Source organism: Pseudoalteromonas phenolica (assembly GCF_001444405.1).
In the GTDB taxonomy this organism is placed as follows: domain Bacteria; phylum Pseudomonadota; class Gammaproteobacteria; order Enterobacterales; family Alteromonadaceae; genus Pseudoalteromonas; species Pseudoalteromonas phenolica.
Map to the genome: position 1 here is coordinate 153867 of NZ_CP013188.1, position 16894 is coordinate 170760.

Here is a 16894-nt window from a genome sequence, read left to right on the forward strand (position 1 = left end):
ATCACCACGAGTTGGGGGAGGAGGGCTGATAACTACACCGCCACCGCCACCTTTAATTTTCTTTAGTTCATTAAATTCTAGCTGCTTCATTGTTATGTCCTTTTATATGTAATGAATGAAAATTGTACTGCTAAATACTATGTAGCGCTTTACATACAAAGTCAATATTAGGTACAAGCAATGTAAGTGTTTTAGAAGGTTATAATTTAACTTTTGAGATTTTTTTGATTTGATAAAAATAAACCCTGAAAATCAGGGTTTATTTAGGTGATTGAGTTAATTAGTGAAGACTATATTAACCTTCGTCAGGTTCGATAGGTAATGTTGCTGGTTGGTAGCTACCATCGGCGCTTTTAGTTTGATCAACCTTATCTTCACCACGAGGAGAATCTTTAGGTACTACCGTACCACCTGCAGGGCCTGTGCCACCAAAAATTAATCTTAAATCACTAAGTATTAGTTGTCGCATAATTTAATCCTTTTTTATTTTTCATCACCACGAGTTGGGGGAGGAGGGCTGATAACTACACCGCCACTGGCTCCTTTCACTTTTTTTAGTTCATTAAATTCTAGCTGTTTCATTATTATGTCCTTTTATATGTAATGAATGAAAATTGTACTGCTAAATACTATGTAGCGCTTTACATGCAAAGTCAATATTAGGTACAAGCAATGTAAGTGTTTTAGAAGGTGATAATTTAACTTTTGAGATTTTTTTGATTGGATAAAAATAAACCCTGAAAATCAGGGTTTATTTAGGTGTTTGGATTAGTTAGTAAAGACTAATTTAACCCTCGTCAGGTGTATTAGTTTCGACAGGTAAATTTGCAGGTTGGTAGCTACCATCGGCTTTGGTAGATTGATCTACTTTCTCGTCACCGCGAGGAGGGTTTTCTGGTTGTTTAACGCCACCACCAACACCACCTTTTATTATTTTAACTTCTCTAAGATTCAGCTGTTTCATAATTATATCCTTTATTATTTGTTGATAATGACAAAGCCGCTAGACAACTAAAGATATGTAATACTAACTGAAGTTTACCTAAGATGTAACTTTTGAAATACATATCGTCAATAACGAATGATTTATATAAAAAAACTTCGCTGTAAGATATTAAATTAGCCAGCATGGATATCAAAAACAATATTATTAACGCAGCTTCTTGTTGGCTAAACTCAAGCGTTTTAGCTCGTTCAAAAAACTTTAAATTTGTAATATTATGAAGATAAGTAGCTAAAGAGTTCCTATATAGTGAGGGCAGTAAAAATAAACTATTCATGAACATCACCCAACCATAATAATGCGTTGTCCATTTGATAGTGTATTGGTAACTGTATAGGTCAATGCATTCAATAGTAACGAGTAGAATTAAAAGCCATCTAGCCCCAATATTCTTCCAACATCTAACTAAAGCAAATAAAAAAATTGGCAATGGAGCGTATGTGAAGTAATTTAAATATTCTGATAATGCTTCCATTTAATCTTTCCTTAAAAACGAAAAATAAGAATCTAGGTCGACACCGAAAATGAATAACACATCTAATAGTTGTGTCATGGTCATTTCACTTTTGCCTGACTCCCAATTACTTATCGTAGATTGATCAACATTGGATATCATTTTTTTAGCCAATTGCGCTTGTGACATACCTTTACTTTGCCGCATTTGCCGTAGTGAACGTTGCACATGAAGCTTAAAGCTTTCTGCACTGCGCTTTCTTTCGATTTCCTTCATTCAACCCCTATCCGTGTTTTAACAAATTAATAGATAAAAACGGGGACAGGCTACCATGAGAATATTCATTTGTATATATTTTGTTAATTGTCGTGCGAAATATACTTTGCGAAGCAAAGTTATTTTTGCGCAACCATAAATTAGCCATTTTAGCCGAAGTTGAAGTAATAGCTGTTGTGTGCGAAGCAAAGTTACTTTCGCGCAAGGGCGACGAGTGACCGAAACGAAGTTTCGCAGCGCGAGGAGGTGAGGCTATGGATACCCGATGGGCGTAGCTACATGGATGTACATCAACATTTCTCTCAAAACTTTTTAGCATCTCGTCATTTATGGCGACATTTTAAATTAGCCTTCAATTTTACTTCTTGTCGCGTTGGCGACGGCAACCAAAGGGCGGCTGAGTCATTCAATTTGAAATAGCTCCGAAATTCCTCCTTGAAGCATCAGCCTGTCGGCATCCATGCCTCCACTTCCTCGCGCTGCGATGCTTCGCATCGTTCACTCGTCACCCATCCATGGACTAAATCAGCCTTGCAGCGCATCCATGCGCTGACATTACTCATCAATTGCTTACTTTAAGGCAAGATAGAAGGGGGTAGAGGAGTTGTCTGTTGGTTTTGTGTATTTCGTTTAGCAAATTTTGAGTCTGACAGTTTTGTGGGTCGTCATTTATTGCGACATTTAACACTAAATCAGCCTTGCAGCGCATTGCCTAGATGGATTTAGGTACTTGGGATTTGTCTGGAACAAAAATCCCGCCATGCGCTGACATTACTCATCAATTGTTTAATTTCGGCGATATAGAAGGGGTAGGGGGCTGTCTGTTGGTTTTGTGTACTTCGTTTAGCAAATTTTGAGTCTGCCAGTTTTGTAGGTCGTCATTTATGGCGACGGCAACCAAAGGGCGGCTGAGTCATTCAATTTGAAATTGCTACGAAATTCTTCCCTGAAGCATCAGCCTGTCGGCATCCATGCCTCCACTTCCTCGCGCTGCGATGCTTCGCATCGTTCACTCGTCACTTATCCATGAATTATTTTCAGATGAGGTGGAAGGGGAAAGGGGCCTCAGTTGGTTCTAAGAATAGATTGCACTGTGCAGACCTTCCCCCCCGTCTATTTGTTAACGATTAAAACTCAACACCTCAGCGCAATGCGGGTAGTCAAAAGCTGCTTGATAATACCGCTTAAGATCAGGGTATTGGTTAAGCAAGTTCAAATCGCCCTCTAATCCATGAATGTAATCCAGCATTGGTAGTGAGATCGCATCAACTAAAGTGAATTGCTCCCCTAAAAACCAATTACTTTTCTTACTTTGCGAGTTATATTTTTCTGCCAATATTTTCAATGTTGAATGTGCTGCTTGCTTTCCTTTTTCTAAAGCTTCTAAACAAGGTGTTCCATCTTGATTTGCTGGAAACTTTAAGGTTAAAACATACAAAGAGATCAAATCACGATAACCATAAATCGACAGCATGCTACTCCAAGCATCGATTGAGGCAGCTTTTTTTGGGTCACTTGCAAACACGCTTGGGCCTGTAAGTGTATCTAGATAACGAGCAATGGCATTAGATTCAGGCAAGATAAAACTACCATCAATTAATACCGGCACCTTGCCATAAGGGTGGAGCTTTAATAGTCCTTCAGAGCCCAATGTGACATCTTCACCTTGCCACTGGTTATGCAACGAATAGGGTAATGACTTTAATTTACAGATCATCTCAATCGAGCGAACAAATGTTGAAAAATCAGGACCTACAATCTTAAGTGTGTTCATTTTTACTTTCCTTTTCTGAATGGTTGCACTCGATATTATTTGCAACGACAATATGTTCAAGATCATATTTTTAAGGAATAGCCATGCCTTGGGATGTTACGCATAAAACTAAAAGCAAAGAGAAAATTCTGATCTGCGCTGCCAAGCTTTTTGTCGAAAAGGGCTTTGATGCTGTTGGGATCAATGACGTGATGAAATCAGCAAACATGACACGTGGTGCATTTTACGCGCACTTTAAGTCAAAGGCTGACTTATATAATCAAGCGCTGGTTGTTGCAGCATTTAAAGCCAGAGAAAATATCACGCATGGTTGCGACCAAGGTTTTGCAAGTTTGCAACATAACTACTTACAACAAGGGCAAGATCCTGCCCTGAAAGATAACCAGCAATGCCCGATAGCTTTGTTGATCTCAGACATCAGACAGCGAGAGCCGTTAGTCAGAGAAACTTACGAAAAAGTATTTAAAGGTTTTGTGAAATTTATAGAATCGCAAGGATTAACAGAAGCAGAAGCGCTTAAAGAAGCTGCGACTATGATTGGTGCAGTAGCCTTATCGGAGTCGTTGACTGATAAAAACTTGGTGGAGAAGCTATTGGTTGCCTGTCAGAGGTAAGGTGCAAAATATACGTTGCGTAGTAAGGTGAAATGAACTGTTTTGACTGAAGTTGAGGCAATTGAAATGTGCCTTCAATTTTGCTCTTTGTCATGTTGGCGAAGGCAACCAAAGAGGGGTAAGTATTTCAATTTATACTGAGCAGAAAATCATCCTTGAAGCCTTTGCCTGTCGGCATCCATGTCACTATTTTGAAGAGCTCATTTTGTAGGTCGTGCTTTAGCGCGACAGGTTTAAAGGCTGCCTTCAATTTTACTCTTTGTCGCATTGGCGACGGCAACCAAGGGGAGGCTGCCGCCGACCGCCCCTTGGAACCCCATGGCGCCCCTCTATCTCGCTGTTTCTTCAAATAATGCAATTGATGTGAACGTAAACGGCTGAATAGTCCATCCATGGACTAAATCAGCCTTGCAGCGCATCCATGCGCTGACATTACTCATCAATTGCTTATTTTCAGGCGAGATAGAAGGGGTAGGGGAGTTGTCTGTGGGCTTTGTAGTTGAGCAATACGATATTGATATTTAATATTTCTATGTAGCAGGTAAGTCTAAGATTCATCGTTTGTGGTTTTACGTCTAAGGTGTTTATTATCAACTTCAAGTTGAATAAATTATTTTAAAAGGGAGTGGAATGGATAGTTGTAATGAAGAAGTTATTTATCATTACACTTCAGTGGAAGTGTTGATGAATATGTTTAATGGCCGAAATGGAAAGTCTTCCTTATGGGCTTCAGGGGCTAACTCGATGAATGATTATTTAGAGAATCATTGGGTTATAGAGGTCGTAAAAAGGTTGCCGATCCAAAAAATTCTTAGTGGTATTTTGAATCGACCTGACCTAGGAATAAATGCAAAGACAATTAAGAAGTATGAATCTATCTATTTTGAAGATTTAATTCTAGATATCTGTTCAAATAGAGATAGTAATGTTATTACCTTTCTATCTTCATTGAGTTATGAGAAAGACAAATTGAGTCAATGGAGAGCTTATGCGGATAATGGAAGAGGTGTTGCAATTGGTTTTACTAAATCGAAGCTTAAGCCTTTTTTGAAAGCAAATAACTTTCGTTTGAATGATGTTGTGTACTGTGAAAAAGAACAATATAACGAACTAGAACGTTTTATGTACAACCTAATTATTGAAGATGTACAAAATGAAAACGATAACATATTTGAATCTTTGAACGATACACTCCTTAAAGATGATAGAAGGCTAGATTGTTTGCTTGAATGGTGTGCTACTTATAAAAACCCAGCTTTTGCAGAAGAAAAAGAAGTCAGGATTTGGTGTAGTCGAAAATTATACAGAGAGAAAATCGAGTTTAGACACTCGCAGGGGTCCATTATACCATTTATGAACTTTTCATTCGACGCAAGTTGTATCGCCGAAATTGTTCTAGGTCCGAAGTTTACGGAAGCAAATGAACCAGCATATTTAGAAAGCTTTCTTTTTCATAATAAATTAGAACATGTAAATTTAATATCATCTAAAGCTACTTATAGATAGTTTGTGTAAGCATAATTCTTACAGACAACTCCAATTCCCTTTTATCACACCCTGAAAATAATGAATTGATGAGTAATGTGCTCTCATAGATGCGAGCCAAGCCATGCTTGTACATGGACGTACCATCATGGCGTGTACGTTCATCGATATTTTTAACAACAGTTAAAATTGCTTTTTTCACCTTGCGCAAAAATAACCTTGCTTCGCAACGTGTATTTTGCACGATTAGTGTGATGAAGGGCGCCGTGGGGGTGACGAGTGACCGAAACGAAGTTTCGCAGCGCGAGGAAGTGGAGGCATGGATGCCGATAGGCCCAAGCTTCAGGGATGAATCTCAGCTCAGTAACCAATTGAAATGCTTAGCCTCCCCTTGGTTGTAGTCGCCAATGCGACAAAGAGTCAAATTGAAGACTAACCTCAAAATGTCGCCATAAATGACGACCTACAAAAGGCTTGAGAGAACAATGTTGTTATATATCCATGAGCTAGAAAATTCCTCTGCATTTTTTAAGCATGCTCATTTCATCTTGCGCAAAAATAACCTTGCTTCGCAACGTATATTTTGCATGTACTAAAACAATTTACTCACCTCTCCACCCTCATAAACTACCGCTTCTTCCATCAAGCCAAACTCTTTTAAGTATCGGCCAATACTCGTAAAGCTAGTCGTTTGAATCTTTCGTCCATGGTCGTCGGTGCTCACGCCTTTGGCAAACCAATTCCCTAATGCCAATTTAAAGCGGCTCACTTTCACTGGCTGTGGCGTGAAATAGGCTTCGGTATTGGCTTTAATACGCATCATGTCGTCGGTTTCGTATATTGCTGCATTGATCACATTCAGCGTATGCTCTGTACAGTTTTGAAATTGGTTGTTAAACGGGTTGGCGATTAATGAGTAATTTGGGTTATGTAGTGCTTTATTTTTACCTGACGCGATGGCTTCAATTAAACGGTATTGCAAGTCAGGCGAGGGAATAATAACCCCGGCTTTTAGACGCTCTACGCCCCAGAAAAAATCGACAGGGTAGTCAGTCATTAACGCACTCTTTGCTGGGTTATCGGCATTTTGATAGAGGTTATAAATGGCATAGCCTTTAGCCTTGTCGCCATTGTCTAGCGTGATCTGAGAATAAACGGCAATAGCAGTATGAGTGAATTGAAAACCACGAGGTAAGTCTTTTTGTGGTTGACCTAAACGCGCAATTATAAATGCACGCGCGCCCTGTTTAGCTGCATATTTTTCGACTGATTTGGCAAAGCTTGCGACTTCTTCGGCTGAAAATTTAGATTCACTGTTTTGCTGGCTGCCTGCAAAGGTGTCTAAAGAAAGCAGCAGAACAAATGAGAAGAAAAAAGAATTAAAGTAGCGCATAATTTGCTCCTTAATTAAAAGCTGTAAAGGGGCTTTACAGCTTTTGTTAGGTATTTAAGTTAAATAGCTTTATTAGTCTTTATTATCTGACTTCTTCATTTGTTCTGCGGGTGAGCGGTCAACGGTAATGGTGATCTCGGTAATTTCGAGTGGTTCATGCTTATCGATTTTATGTTTACCTGATGCGGCATCTATTAGTGACTCGCCAACGGCTTGGCTTGCTGATGCGGTGCTGCCAACAACTAATAGTGGCACTGCGACAACACCACTGGCTACTTGAGCGCTGGCTGTAGTGCTGTGTGCACTAGCCAGGACTGAGTGGCGGCTGCCTTTGCTGGCATGTTCAGACGCTGACTCTGCGTTCGATACAAATGACGTCAATGCAATTAAACCTAATGTGAAAAGTTGAGAAATGCGTTTCATAGTGGTGTCCTTTAAAATCCAACATACTGTGTTTGTTTGCGTTGACTACAAGTTAGACCAGAGGATTAATTACGTAAACTCAGTTATTAGATGTAGCAATTTAAGAAACTCTAAGTATAGTAATCCTAAACTATCTGGCGTTTTACACTGGCTATTTCAATTTTCTAGGTTGTTGGCAGTAATGACTCTCTTGTCATCTATTCGCTTTTGAAAGCCATTGGTAATAAATTTAAGGAACACTATGAGCCAAATTTCGCAGGTGAGCGATACACTTAAAATGCTGCTTAAACAGCAAAAGCTAACTTACAAAGACATTGCCGAAAAACTCGACATGAGTGAGGCTAATATCAAACGCATTTTTGCTCAGCAAAGCTTTACCTTGCAACGCTTAGAAGAGATCTGTCATTTATTGCAGATTAGCTTGTCTGATTTATTTACCATCACCGAGAAGCAGCAAGACCAACTAACAGAGTTAACGTTAGATCAAGAGCAAGAGCTTATTGATAATCCTAAGTTGCTGCTCGTGGCGGTCTGTGTGCGAGATGCATGGCAGTTTGATGACATTATTGATCAATATGATATCGATAAGTTTGAGCTTATTCGCTTATTTGCAAGGCTTGATAAAATAAAGCTAATACAACTATTGCCAAACAACCATTATAAACTGCTTATTGCCCAAGATTTCAGATGGATCAAAAACGGTCCGTTAGAGCGCTTTATGGAACAAGAAGTGTTGCATCGTTTTATGGCAAGCAAGTTTGATGAAGAAGATAGCTTTCGTTTTTATTTACGTGGACGTTATTCCAATTCTTCGATTGAGATTATTCAACGAAAATTAAATCAGTTGACTAAAGAGGCGGCGATCTTAAATCAAGAAGATTCAGCGCTTCCAATTTCGAAACGCAAACATATGGGGCTCTTATTCGCGATGCGAGCATGGGAACCAACTTTATTCGAGCAGTTTCGACGCAATAAATTAAAAGATTAGAGGGACACTTTCCATGTCAGTTAATACTATTTTCAAAAAAGCGATGTTGAGTACTGCAGTTTTCTTTACAAGTGCTTTCTCAGCCAATGTGTTTGCGGTCAATGTGTTTACGACTAAAGCCGCTAGTTCGCTTAATTGCGTGACGATTAATAACGACCTTGTGCAAATCGAAAAATTTAAACAAGCAGGTACCTATCGATTTGCCAAAGGCGGTGTTCAGCGCATCAACTTCGATTTTGCATCAGAGCAACCTTTTAAAAATTACTTGGTTGCTGCGCGCGCGCATATTAATGCGCAAAACCCTAAAGCAAACATGCCTTGTCCAATTAAAACAGAAACCAGCAAACGCTTGTATGCAGATAAGCCACTTCAAGTTGTAGACTTAATCACGCCGTTTGAACTCAAAGCCGTTAACGAAAAGGCAGCGGTATTGCTTATTCATGGTTTAACGGATTCGCCATATTTATTTCATGATTTAGCCAACTCATTTGTAGAGCAGGGTATATCTGTGCGTACTCTGTTATTACCTGGGCATGGTACGGCAGCAGAAGCCTTGGTTGATATTGACCAAGCTGATTGGCGACAGGCGGCATCATATGCCATTAAAAGTATGCTTAATGATTTCGATAATGTTTATTTAGGTGGTTTTTCAACAGGTGGTGCTTTGGTTGTTGATTACTTGAATCACAATGCTTTGAACGAAACTGAGCAGCAAAAACTTAAAGGGGTAATGCTGTGGTCACCTGCCAGTGAAGCAAAAGCGGGGATGGCATGGGCAGCGAAATACGTCAGTTGGTTTCAAGACTATCTAGATGAAGCGGCAGATATCGACTTTGCTAAATATGAATCGTTTCCTGCGAATGCGGGTGCACAAGTGCATGCACTGATGAAGCGAATCGAACCGCAAAAGTTAAAAGGGCTGCGCAATATACCGTTTTTTGTGGTCGCGAGTGAAGTGGACCAAACCATAGAAACTGATGCAACGGTAAACATGCTGGCCCGCTGGCACGGACAAAATGGTGCAGCGCAAGCACAAGATAAACTTGTGTATTACTATGCAAATAAAGGTGAAGATCAACTTAATGCCTTGCCTAACTCATTAAAAACCGTCACGACCTTTTCGTGTGCAGGGCAAGTTTATTGTGAAAGTGTGCTTGATATAGCGCACACATCCCCAACAAATGCGCCGAGTAACCCGCATTATGGTTGGCAGGGCAGTTATCGTAATTGCGAGCATTTAACAGGTACAGATCTATTTGCCAGTTGTAAAACAGCCAACGCAGTGACTTTAGGAGAACTAACAGAAGCGAACTTAGAAACGACCCCTAATTTGCAGCGTTTAACCTTTAACCCCTATTACGATCAAATGCTTGAACAGATGCAAGGGTTTATTAAAAGCACTTTGAGGTAATCATTTCTAAGATGATAAGACTTTTTAACTCACTCGCCCCTGAGCTCTGTCGGGGGTTATGAACAATAAAGCTGTATAAAAGTTTATTAAAACAATACTTTTAGTCCCCAAATACTAACCTTTGATAGTTAGGGTTTACTAAATTGACTATGTCTCTAATACTGAAGCCACTTACAAGACGTAACGAATTCAAGAATAATGGAGACACAGATGATGAATAAACAAACACTTAATAAACCAAGTAAAGCTTTTAGAATGGCGTCAGTTGCTATGTTAGTAGCAGGTGTCGCGGCATTTCTAATTGGTTTGGCAAATGCGACTATGCAATTGAATGAAAAGGGTTATTACCTAGCTGTATTATTATTTGGTCTGTTTTCATTCGTGTCTTTACAAAAGACCATCCGCGATAAAATGGAAGGCCAAACCATTTCAAAACCTTATTTTATGATGTGTTGGGCCGCTGCAGGGTCTGCAATTGCCTTGTTAACGGTTGGATTAGTGAACGCAGAGTTGTTACTGAGCGAAAAAGGCTTTTACGCTATGTCGTTTTTATTGAGTGGTTTTGCTGCTATTACAGTGCAAAAGAACGTACGAGACGTGATGGCATTGGGTGATGACGAAGTTAGAGAAGAAGTGGACCTAGAGTCTCAATCATAAATAAGCATTACTATTTTGCAAAAACGTGGGTTCACTCCCACGTTTTTTTTGCACTTACTTGCGCGACATAAAGTCGCGCCTACAATCGGCTATTAGTGCCGGTACAGGTTCTTTTTGTAGGCGTGGGTTTACCCCACGCTTTTTTATTTGCATTACACTGAGCGAAATAAAACCGCACCTGCAAAAGAGAGCCGTTTTTACTATACTAATCAATCCTGTGCTTTTCACTACACATAAAAGGTCTACTCAGGTATATTCTTACATGAGTCTAACTACGAGTTTTGTCTGTGAAAAAAGCAACGTCTTTCGATATCGCTTATCTTGCTGGGGTGTCTCAATCAACGGTCTCGCGCGCTTTGCGTAATAGCCCTTTGGTGAACCAAGAAACCCGAGAAAAGGTGCAAAAAATTGCCAAAGAACTGAATTACAAAGTTGATAAAAACGCCAGTAACCTGCGTTCTCAACACAGTGATACGTTAGCCTTGTTACTTTTTGAAGATCCAACCGATGATGGCTCAGCCATTAACCCTTTCTTTTTATCTATGCTGGGCAGCATTACCCGTGCCTGTGCAGATAGAGGTTATGACTTATTAGTCTCTTTTCAGCAAGCCAGTAACGATTGGCATGCCGATTTTGAAGACAGTAACAAAGCTGATGGTCTCATTTTGCTGGGCTATGGTGATTATGTCGACTTTGCTGAAAAGCTCACGAAACTATCCGCACAAGGCACCCATTATGTACGCTGGGGTGTGGGTGAAGATCAACTCAAAGGCTCGGCAATTGGCTGTGACAATTTTGCTGGTGGTAAAGAAATAACGCAACACGTGTTGAAGCAAGGCCGTAAAAAGTTAGCTTTCTTAGGCACAGCATCCAGTCATGCGCCAGAGTTTTTCGACAGATATAAAGGCCACTGTGCAGCGCTAAAAGAGTACGGTATTAATGCAGATAATAAGCTGCAAATAAATGCTTTATATACAGAAGAAGCAGGTTATGATGCTGCGAAAAAATTACTCGACTCAGGCGTTGAGTTTGATGCAATTTGTGCGGCGTGTGATTTGATTGCGGTAGGTGCTATGCGCGCTTTAAAAGAGCATGGTTTAAGCATTCCTGAAAATGTTGCTGTTGCTGGCTTTGATGACATTGCCGTTGCTAACTTTACCTCGCCACCGCTTTCTACGGTGAAACAAGACACAAAGCGTGCAGGTGAGTTACTGGTCGAAGCGTTACTGGATATGATCGCAGGCAAAGCGGTAGAAAGCCGTTTGATAGAACCTCAACTTATTGTTAGGCAGTCTTGTTAGCTTTTCTAAATCGAACCAGAAAACTGTTCATTACAAAGTGTTTATTACAAAGCAATCAAATCTATTGTGCTTAGGCTGGTTGCTTTGCTTCAAATCTCTCTTTTATATATTCAATTAAATGCTTAATTTGGCTTTGTGCGTGTCTACGCCCCATGTAATAGGCATACATGACTCGTGTTCTAGGTTTTAATGCTTCAATATCAATCAATTCAAGCTTAAGTCCATCAAGCATAGAGGTGGGTAAGTAAGCCATATACTGACCTGTTTGCACTGCATGCAAAGCTAACCCCAAATCATCAACAGTGAGTTGCTCATTGGGGGTTATCAGTCGTTGCGCTTTTTTGTCGTCAATGAATGCCCATTTTTCAGCAGGTTTAACAACAACGCTTGGCAACACTGTAAGTTGATGTTGAGTAAGTAAATTTGACTTAATCTTGTGATTTTTTAAAAAGTGCTGATTACAACAAACTGTGTAGGGAATATCCCAAAGAGGCTGAGCGATTGCAGCTGAGTCAACTAAAGGGCCGACTCTAAACGCTAAATCTATACCGTCATTAACCAGTTGTTTATTCTGGTTTGATAACGCCACCTCAAGTTTTAACTCACTGTGTAGAGTTGAAAAGTCTATTAACCACGCCCCTAAGAAATCTATACCTGCACGGACTGGCATAGATACACTGAGTTTTCCTTTAAATGAAACTTCATCTTCTATTGCAGATGTGATGGCGCTTCTTAGACTCGTTAGCATCGGAGCGCTGTCATTGTAGAGATTAAGGCCTCTCTCTGAGACTTTAACTGCTCGCGTAGTTCGGTGTAACAGCTTTAATCCTAATTGATGCTCTAGGTTATCAATTCTGCGACTAACAGTACTATGTGGGATATTTAGCTGGGCAGCGGCTTTTTTCAAACTGCCAGACTTCACTACTGCACAAAAGATAGTTAAATCATCGAGCACTCTATCCATCATTTACTTCCAAAATAGGTTTAACTCGATTATTCCATTTTTGCAATTGTGATGTCCAATATCACCAATTACGCACGTATATAATTCTCTCTATTATTGCTTCAGTTCATTTATAAACACTTTTTTTAAGTAAACAGGAGTAGGTTATGAAAGCAATTCAGTTAGAGCAAACAGGCAGCAGTGAACAGATAAATTTCACGAAAATTGACCCTCCAAAACTTTCCGAAGGCCAAGTATTAGTAAAGGTTGCAGCAGCACCTGTGAATTTTATAGATACGATTATTCGTGAAGGAAATATGCCGCCGGGCATGATGCCTGAATTACCTTTTATACCTGGTGTTGAAGGTAGCGGCATTATAGTAGATGCAAATAATAGCAATTTGTCTGTCGGTCAAAGAGTTGCATATCTGGGACCAATAGGTGCTTCTATGTATGCAGAGTATACGGCAGTTGAAGCCGATAAACTTGTTTTGATAGATGACAGTGTTGATTTAATAGAAGCTGGCGCTATGCCGGTCACATATTTCACGGCATATCATATGTTACATAATGTCGCGCGAGTTGAAGCAAATAAATTTGCGCTTATATATGCTTCTACTGGCGGTGTCGGCACAGCCTTAATCCAACTGGCTAAAGCAGCTGGGCTGAAAGTCATTGCGTTGGATAGAAAAGACGAAAAAGTAACTAGAGCGCTTGAGTTAGGTGCTGACTTTGCATTTAATTCGACTCATGATTGGATATCTGAGGTTAAGCAGGTAACTGGAGGTAACGGCGTTAATTATATTTTTAACCCTGTTGCTGGAGATACCATTAAAGATGACATAGAAGTTCTTGCTACTTTGGGCCATATAGTAGTTTTTGGTTTTTTAGCAGGCGCTGGCGAAACAAACACACAGCAAACAATAATGCAGCACTTTGGTAAATCACCGACAATTACTTATTCTGAGATTTATGCGACTTATTTTAATAACTTCCCTCTAGTGAAATCGTCTTTAGAGCAAGTTTATAGGTTATTTAAAGCAGGCAAGGTTAAACCAATCGTATCGACCTTACCATTAGGTGATGCAAAAAAAGCACATGATCTGATAGAAAGTGGTCAGGTAATGGGAAAATTAGTACTAACACCTGGCTTTTCTTAATATCCACATTAGGACAGTCGGTGATAAACCAATACTGTCCTAATTTTGCAGTGTTATGCCTATATATTCCCACCAGGCTTTAAGTTGCTTGGCACTGTCTGCGGAATACTCTTGTCAAAGCTATCATCACTCAAGGCATGAATAAAAGCCTCAATAGCATCTAGTGTTTCTGAATCTACATCATCAAAATTCAAATTCGCCAGCTCTTCTGAGTTTCCAGGGTTGGCAATGTCGTCGTAAAATAGAATTGCATCACGCAATGTCGCTTCTGTACCGTTATGCATATAAGGCGCAGTGAAACTGAGGTTTCGAAGTGAGGGTGTTCTAAAGCGCTTCTCATTACCTTCATCAACAACTCCTAGTTGAACTAACTTGGCGTTTTCTTTTACAGGGAGTTGATGTAATTCAAAGTCAGAGAACATAGGACCGTCATGACATTGCGCACAACCAGCTTCAACAAAAGCATCCATACCGCGAATTTGCTGATCGGTTAAGGCGTTTTCATCACCGCGTGCGTACAGGTCAAAAGGACTGTTTGAGGCGATTAAACTACGTTCAAAAGCGGCAATCGCTTGTGTGATTCGTTCGGCATTTATAGTTTCATCGCCAAATGCATTATTAAAAAGGCTGCGATACTCAGCGATATTAAGTAAACGCTCTGAGAGTACCTGCATAATGTCATCTTCTGAGATGGTATCCCCGCGCATTTCAACGTCAGATTGCAAAACGAGCAAAGCTTGCTCTTCTAATGAATTAGCACGTTTGTCCCAAAACATTGGGCTATTTAGCGGGTCTACTGCTCCGTCTTCATCCATACCATTAAAGGCGGTATTTAAAATCGTTGGTGCATTGCGATGGATAAGCTTTCCGCCATGCCTATTTTCAGACAGGCCAGAGCCGCCCACACCAATGCTTAAGTCTAAATTTTCAGCATAACCATGATTTGGGTGATGACAACTTGCACAGGCTATATCTTTATTTCCCGATAGAATAGGGTCCCAAAATAGTAGTTTGCCTAATTTAACTTTTTCATCAGTCGTTGGATTATTTTCTGGTGAAGGGGGAATACTTGGCAGGCTGCCTATGTTGTTATCATCTTCAATAAAAACAGGTGTGTCATTATTGCATGCGCTAAGGGCTATCAAGCTAGTAAGTAATAATAATTTTTTCATACACATCTTCCGCAGAAATACAGAGCTCACTGTTTTATTTAGTAATTGGAACTGTGAGCAGTTGGAGAAGCAGCAAAACATGGCTACAGATAGTTGTGCCATCGCTTCCAATTTATTGTGAAAAGAATAAAAGCAGAGCAGTCTAAAAAATGTCTAATGGTTTCAGAGAATGTTGAAAGGTAGTCAATAAGGAAGGAAAGAAATAAAAAAAGCCGATTGAAGTCAGGCTTCAATCGGCTTTTCGCTTGGGATAACGTTAAATAAACTTTAACTTTTAAACGTTACTTTGATTCTCGTATTAAGCAGTTGCTTGCTCTGAAGTGGTCTCAGCTGTTTCCGAGCCATTTTCTTTTACAAAGTAAACAGCTAAGGCTGCGAGTAGCATTGCACCACCGGCCATCATCATGATGTAAATTGCTTGGTTTTCAAATACTGAGGTTAAGATCCAACCTGCAAACAAGCCTGATACAATTTGTGGCGCGGCAATGGTGAAGTTGAAAATACCCATATACACGCCAGTTTGTTTCGGCGGTAAGCTGCCTGCAAGAATGGCATAAGGCATAGCTAAAATCGCTGCCCACGCCATACCTACACCAATCATTGAAATAAGTAACATCACAGCACCTTGTGGTACTTCGATTTCAGTGATCCCTAAGTTCACCATTGTCAGCGTACTGTCTTGCCAGAATATGATACTGATATAGCCAATGGCACCTGCTAATAGTGAGACAGAGTAAGTCAGCTTACGACCAATTTGGTTGGCGACTTTCGCCATAAATAATGACGCAATAGCAGCAAAAACCGAGTATGCAGCGAACATAATGCCGACCCAGTCGCCTGCCGTACCCTTAGCTTGTGCAATATGTGCAGGTACTTGGCCAACTTGAGATAGGTAGTCAGGATCAAACCATTTTGCATCCACCCCCCAAATATGCTGAGTGATGGCTGGCATGGTGTAAACCCACATAATGAATAGAGCAAACCATGAGAAAAACTGCACAACAGCAAGACGTTTCATCGTTTCAGGCATGGTCTTCATTAGCCCAAAGAAACCAGATAGGCGCTCACCCAGTGGCAGTTTTTCAGCTTCTTGATTTAGTTCTGGTAAACCATTTTCACCAGGTGCGTATTCTTTTGTGCGAAGAACAGTCCAAAGCACTGAGCCTAGCATGACGGTTGCACCGATATAGAATGCCCAAATAACAGAAGGGGCGACTTCACCTTTATCTGCAACGTTTTCTAAACCAATTACATTAGTTAGTAAGAAAGGCAGAATCGAACCAAATACTGCACCGATATTGATAAGGAAAGACTGGATTGAATAACCTAGGTTGCGTTGGTCTTCTGACACCATATCAGACACAAGTGCGCGGAATGGCTGGAAAGCCAAATTAAATGCAGCATCCATCAATGCCAGCATCATGGCACCGAATAAGAGCGGTGTCATAAAGGTGGCAATATTTGAAGAGTTTGGCATCAGTAACATACCAAATGCAGCGGCAATACCACCGGCTAAAATATACGGATTGCGTCGCCCTAAGCGGTTCCAAGTTTTATCTGACGCTGAACCAACAATTGGTTGGATGATTAAGCCCATTACTGGGGCAACTAGCCAAAAAAGAGAAAGAGAATGAAGATCGGCGCCGAGGTCAGAAAGAATCCGACTGGCATTGGCGTTTTGTAAGGCAAAGCCAAACTGTACGCCTAAGAAACCAAAACTGACATTCCAGATCTGCCAGAAGCTCAATTTTGGCTTGGTGTTTTGTTTTTGTTGTCTGGTCATAAAACGACTCTTATTGTGAATTTATACCAATATTTTACTGGTGACTTTTACTAATTA

Annotated in this window: 17 protein-coding genes; 7 read left to right on the forward strand and 10 right to left on the reverse strand. The window is 40.2% G+C overall.

From position 1 onward, the window contains the following. Nucleotides 1–295 precede the first annotated feature (295 nt). From PP2015_RS21935 to PP2015_RS17980, 5 genes are all read right to left on the reverse strand, one after another. Nucleotides 296–469, reverse strand: a complete 174-nt coding sequence (locus PP2015_RS21935; RefSeq protein ID WP_157599109.1) for a hypothetical protein — start codon at nucleotides 467–469, stop codon at nucleotides 296–298. Nucleotides 470–787: 318 nt separating this feature from the next. After that, nucleotides 788–964: a hypothetical protein gene (locus tag PP2015_RS21940; RefSeq protein WP_157599110.1), complete on the reverse strand. Its 177-nt coding sequence runs from the start codon at nucleotides 962–964 to the stop codon at nucleotides 788–790. Beyond that, complete coding sequence (locus PP2015_RS17970; protein WP_058031873.1) at nucleotides 945–1478, reverse strand: hypothetical protein; 534 nt, start codon at nucleotides 1476–1478, stop codon at nucleotides 945–947. Before PP2015_RS17970 ends, PP2015_RS21940 begins: the two co-directional genes overlap by 20 nt. Then, complete coding sequence (locus tag PP2015_RS17975; protein WP_058031874.1) at nucleotides 1479–1733, reverse strand: helix-turn-helix transcriptional regulator; 255 nt, start codon at nucleotides 1731–1733, stop codon at nucleotides 1479–1481. A gap of 1120 nt (nucleotides 1734–2853) precedes the next feature. Then, entirely contained in the window at nucleotides 2854–3507 is a 654-nt protein-coding gene (locus PP2015_RS17980; protein ID WP_058031875.1) for a glutathione S-transferase family protein, read from the reverse strand. 83 nt (nucleotides 3508–3590) lie between these two features. Here PP2015_RS17980 and PP2015_RS17985 point away from each other — a divergent pair, with 83 nt between their 5' ends. Both PP2015_RS17985 and PP2015_RS17995 read left to right on the forward strand, forming a co-directional pair. After that, on the forward strand, nucleotides 3591–4121 hold the full coding sequence (locus PP2015_RS17985; RefSeq protein ID WP_058031876.1) for a TetR/AcrR family transcriptional regulator: 531 nt from the start codon (nucleotides 3591–3593) through the stop codon (nucleotides 4119–4121). Between the two features lie 630 nt (nucleotides 4122–4751). Beyond that, complete coding sequence (locus PP2015_RS17995; RefSeq protein ID WP_058031878.1) at nucleotides 4752–5627, forward strand: DUF2971 domain-containing protein; 876 nt, start codon at nucleotides 4752–4754, stop codon at nucleotides 5625–5627. 571 nt (nucleotides 5628–6198) lie between these two features. On the opposite strand, the gene PP2015_RS18000 is transcribed toward PP2015_RS17995, so the two are convergent. Both PP2015_RS18000 and PP2015_RS18005 read right to left on the reverse strand, forming a co-directional pair. Beyond that, nucleotides 6199–6999, reverse strand: coding sequence for a DUF2145 domain-containing protein (locus tag PP2015_RS18000; RefSeq protein WP_058031879.1), 801 nt, complete (start codon nucleotides 6997–6999; stop codon nucleotides 6199–6201). A gap of 72 nt (nucleotides 7000–7071) precedes the next feature. Continuing rightward, a complete protein-coding gene (locus PP2015_RS18005; RefSeq protein ID WP_058031880.1) occupies nucleotides 7072–7422 on the reverse strand; it encodes a hypothetical protein in 351 nt (116 codons plus the stop codon). A 241-nt stretch (nucleotides 7423–7663) separates the two neighbouring features. Between PP2015_RS18005 and PP2015_RS18010 the strand changes: the two genes are divergently transcribed. The 4 genes from PP2015_RS18010 (at nucleotide 7664) to PP2015_RS18025 (ending at nucleotide 11779) form a co-directional block, all read left to right on the forward strand. Beyond that, on the forward strand, nucleotides 7664–8410 hold the full coding sequence (locus tag PP2015_RS18010; protein WP_058031882.1) for a helix-turn-helix domain-containing protein: 747 nt from the start codon (nucleotides 7664–7666) through the stop codon (nucleotides 8408–8410). A 13-nt stretch (nucleotides 8411–8423) separates the two neighbouring features. Then, the gene (locus tag PP2015_RS18015; protein WP_083496669.1) at nucleotides 8424–9821 is read left to right on the forward strand and encodes an alpha/beta hydrolase; all 1398 of its coding nucleotides are present in this window, start codon (nucleotides 8424–8426) and stop codon (nucleotides 9819–9821) included. A gap of 210 nt (nucleotides 9822–10031) precedes the next feature. Then, the gene (gene yiaA, locus PP2015_RS18020) at nucleotides 10032–10478 is read left to right on the forward strand and encodes an inner membrane protein YiaA (RefSeq protein WP_227009271.1); all 447 of its coding nucleotides are present in this window, start codon (nucleotides 10032–10034) and stop codon (nucleotides 10476–10478) included. A 287-nt stretch (nucleotides 10479–10765) separates the two neighbouring features. After that, nucleotides 10766–11779, forward strand: coding sequence for a LacI family DNA-binding transcriptional regulator (locus tag PP2015_RS18025; RefSeq protein WP_058031885.1), 1014 nt, complete (start codon nucleotides 10766–10768; stop codon nucleotides 11777–11779). Between the two features lie 70 nt (nucleotides 11780–11849). Here the strand turns inward: PP2015_RS18025 and PP2015_RS18030 are convergent, their stop codons facing one another. After that, a complete protein-coding gene (locus PP2015_RS18030; protein WP_206646086.1) occupies nucleotides 11850–12746 on the reverse strand; it encodes a LysR family transcriptional regulator in 897 nt (298 codons plus the stop codon). Between the two features lie 143 nt (nucleotides 12747–12889). Between PP2015_RS18030 and PP2015_RS18035 the strand changes: the two genes are divergently transcribed. Continuing rightward, nucleotides 12890–13882, forward strand: coding sequence for a quinone oxidoreductase family protein (locus tag PP2015_RS18035; protein ID WP_058031889.1), 993 nt, complete (start codon nucleotides 12890–12892; stop codon nucleotides 13880–13882). Between the two features lie 59 nt (nucleotides 13883–13941). Here PP2015_RS18035 and PP2015_RS18040 read toward each other — a convergent pair whose 3' ends face one another. Both PP2015_RS18040 and PP2015_RS18045 read right to left on the reverse strand, forming a co-directional pair. After that, nucleotides 13942–15054, reverse strand: a complete 1113-nt coding sequence (locus PP2015_RS18040; protein WP_058031890.1) for a cytochrome-c peroxidase — start codon at nucleotides 15052–15054, stop codon at nucleotides 13942–13944. Between the two features lie 298 nt (nucleotides 15055–15352). After that, nucleotides 15353–16837: an MFS transporter gene (locus tag PP2015_RS18045; RefSeq protein ID WP_058031892.1), complete on the reverse strand. Its 1485-nt coding sequence runs from the start codon at nucleotides 16835–16837 to the stop codon at nucleotides 15353–15355. Nucleotides 16838–16894: the final 57 nt, after the last annotated feature.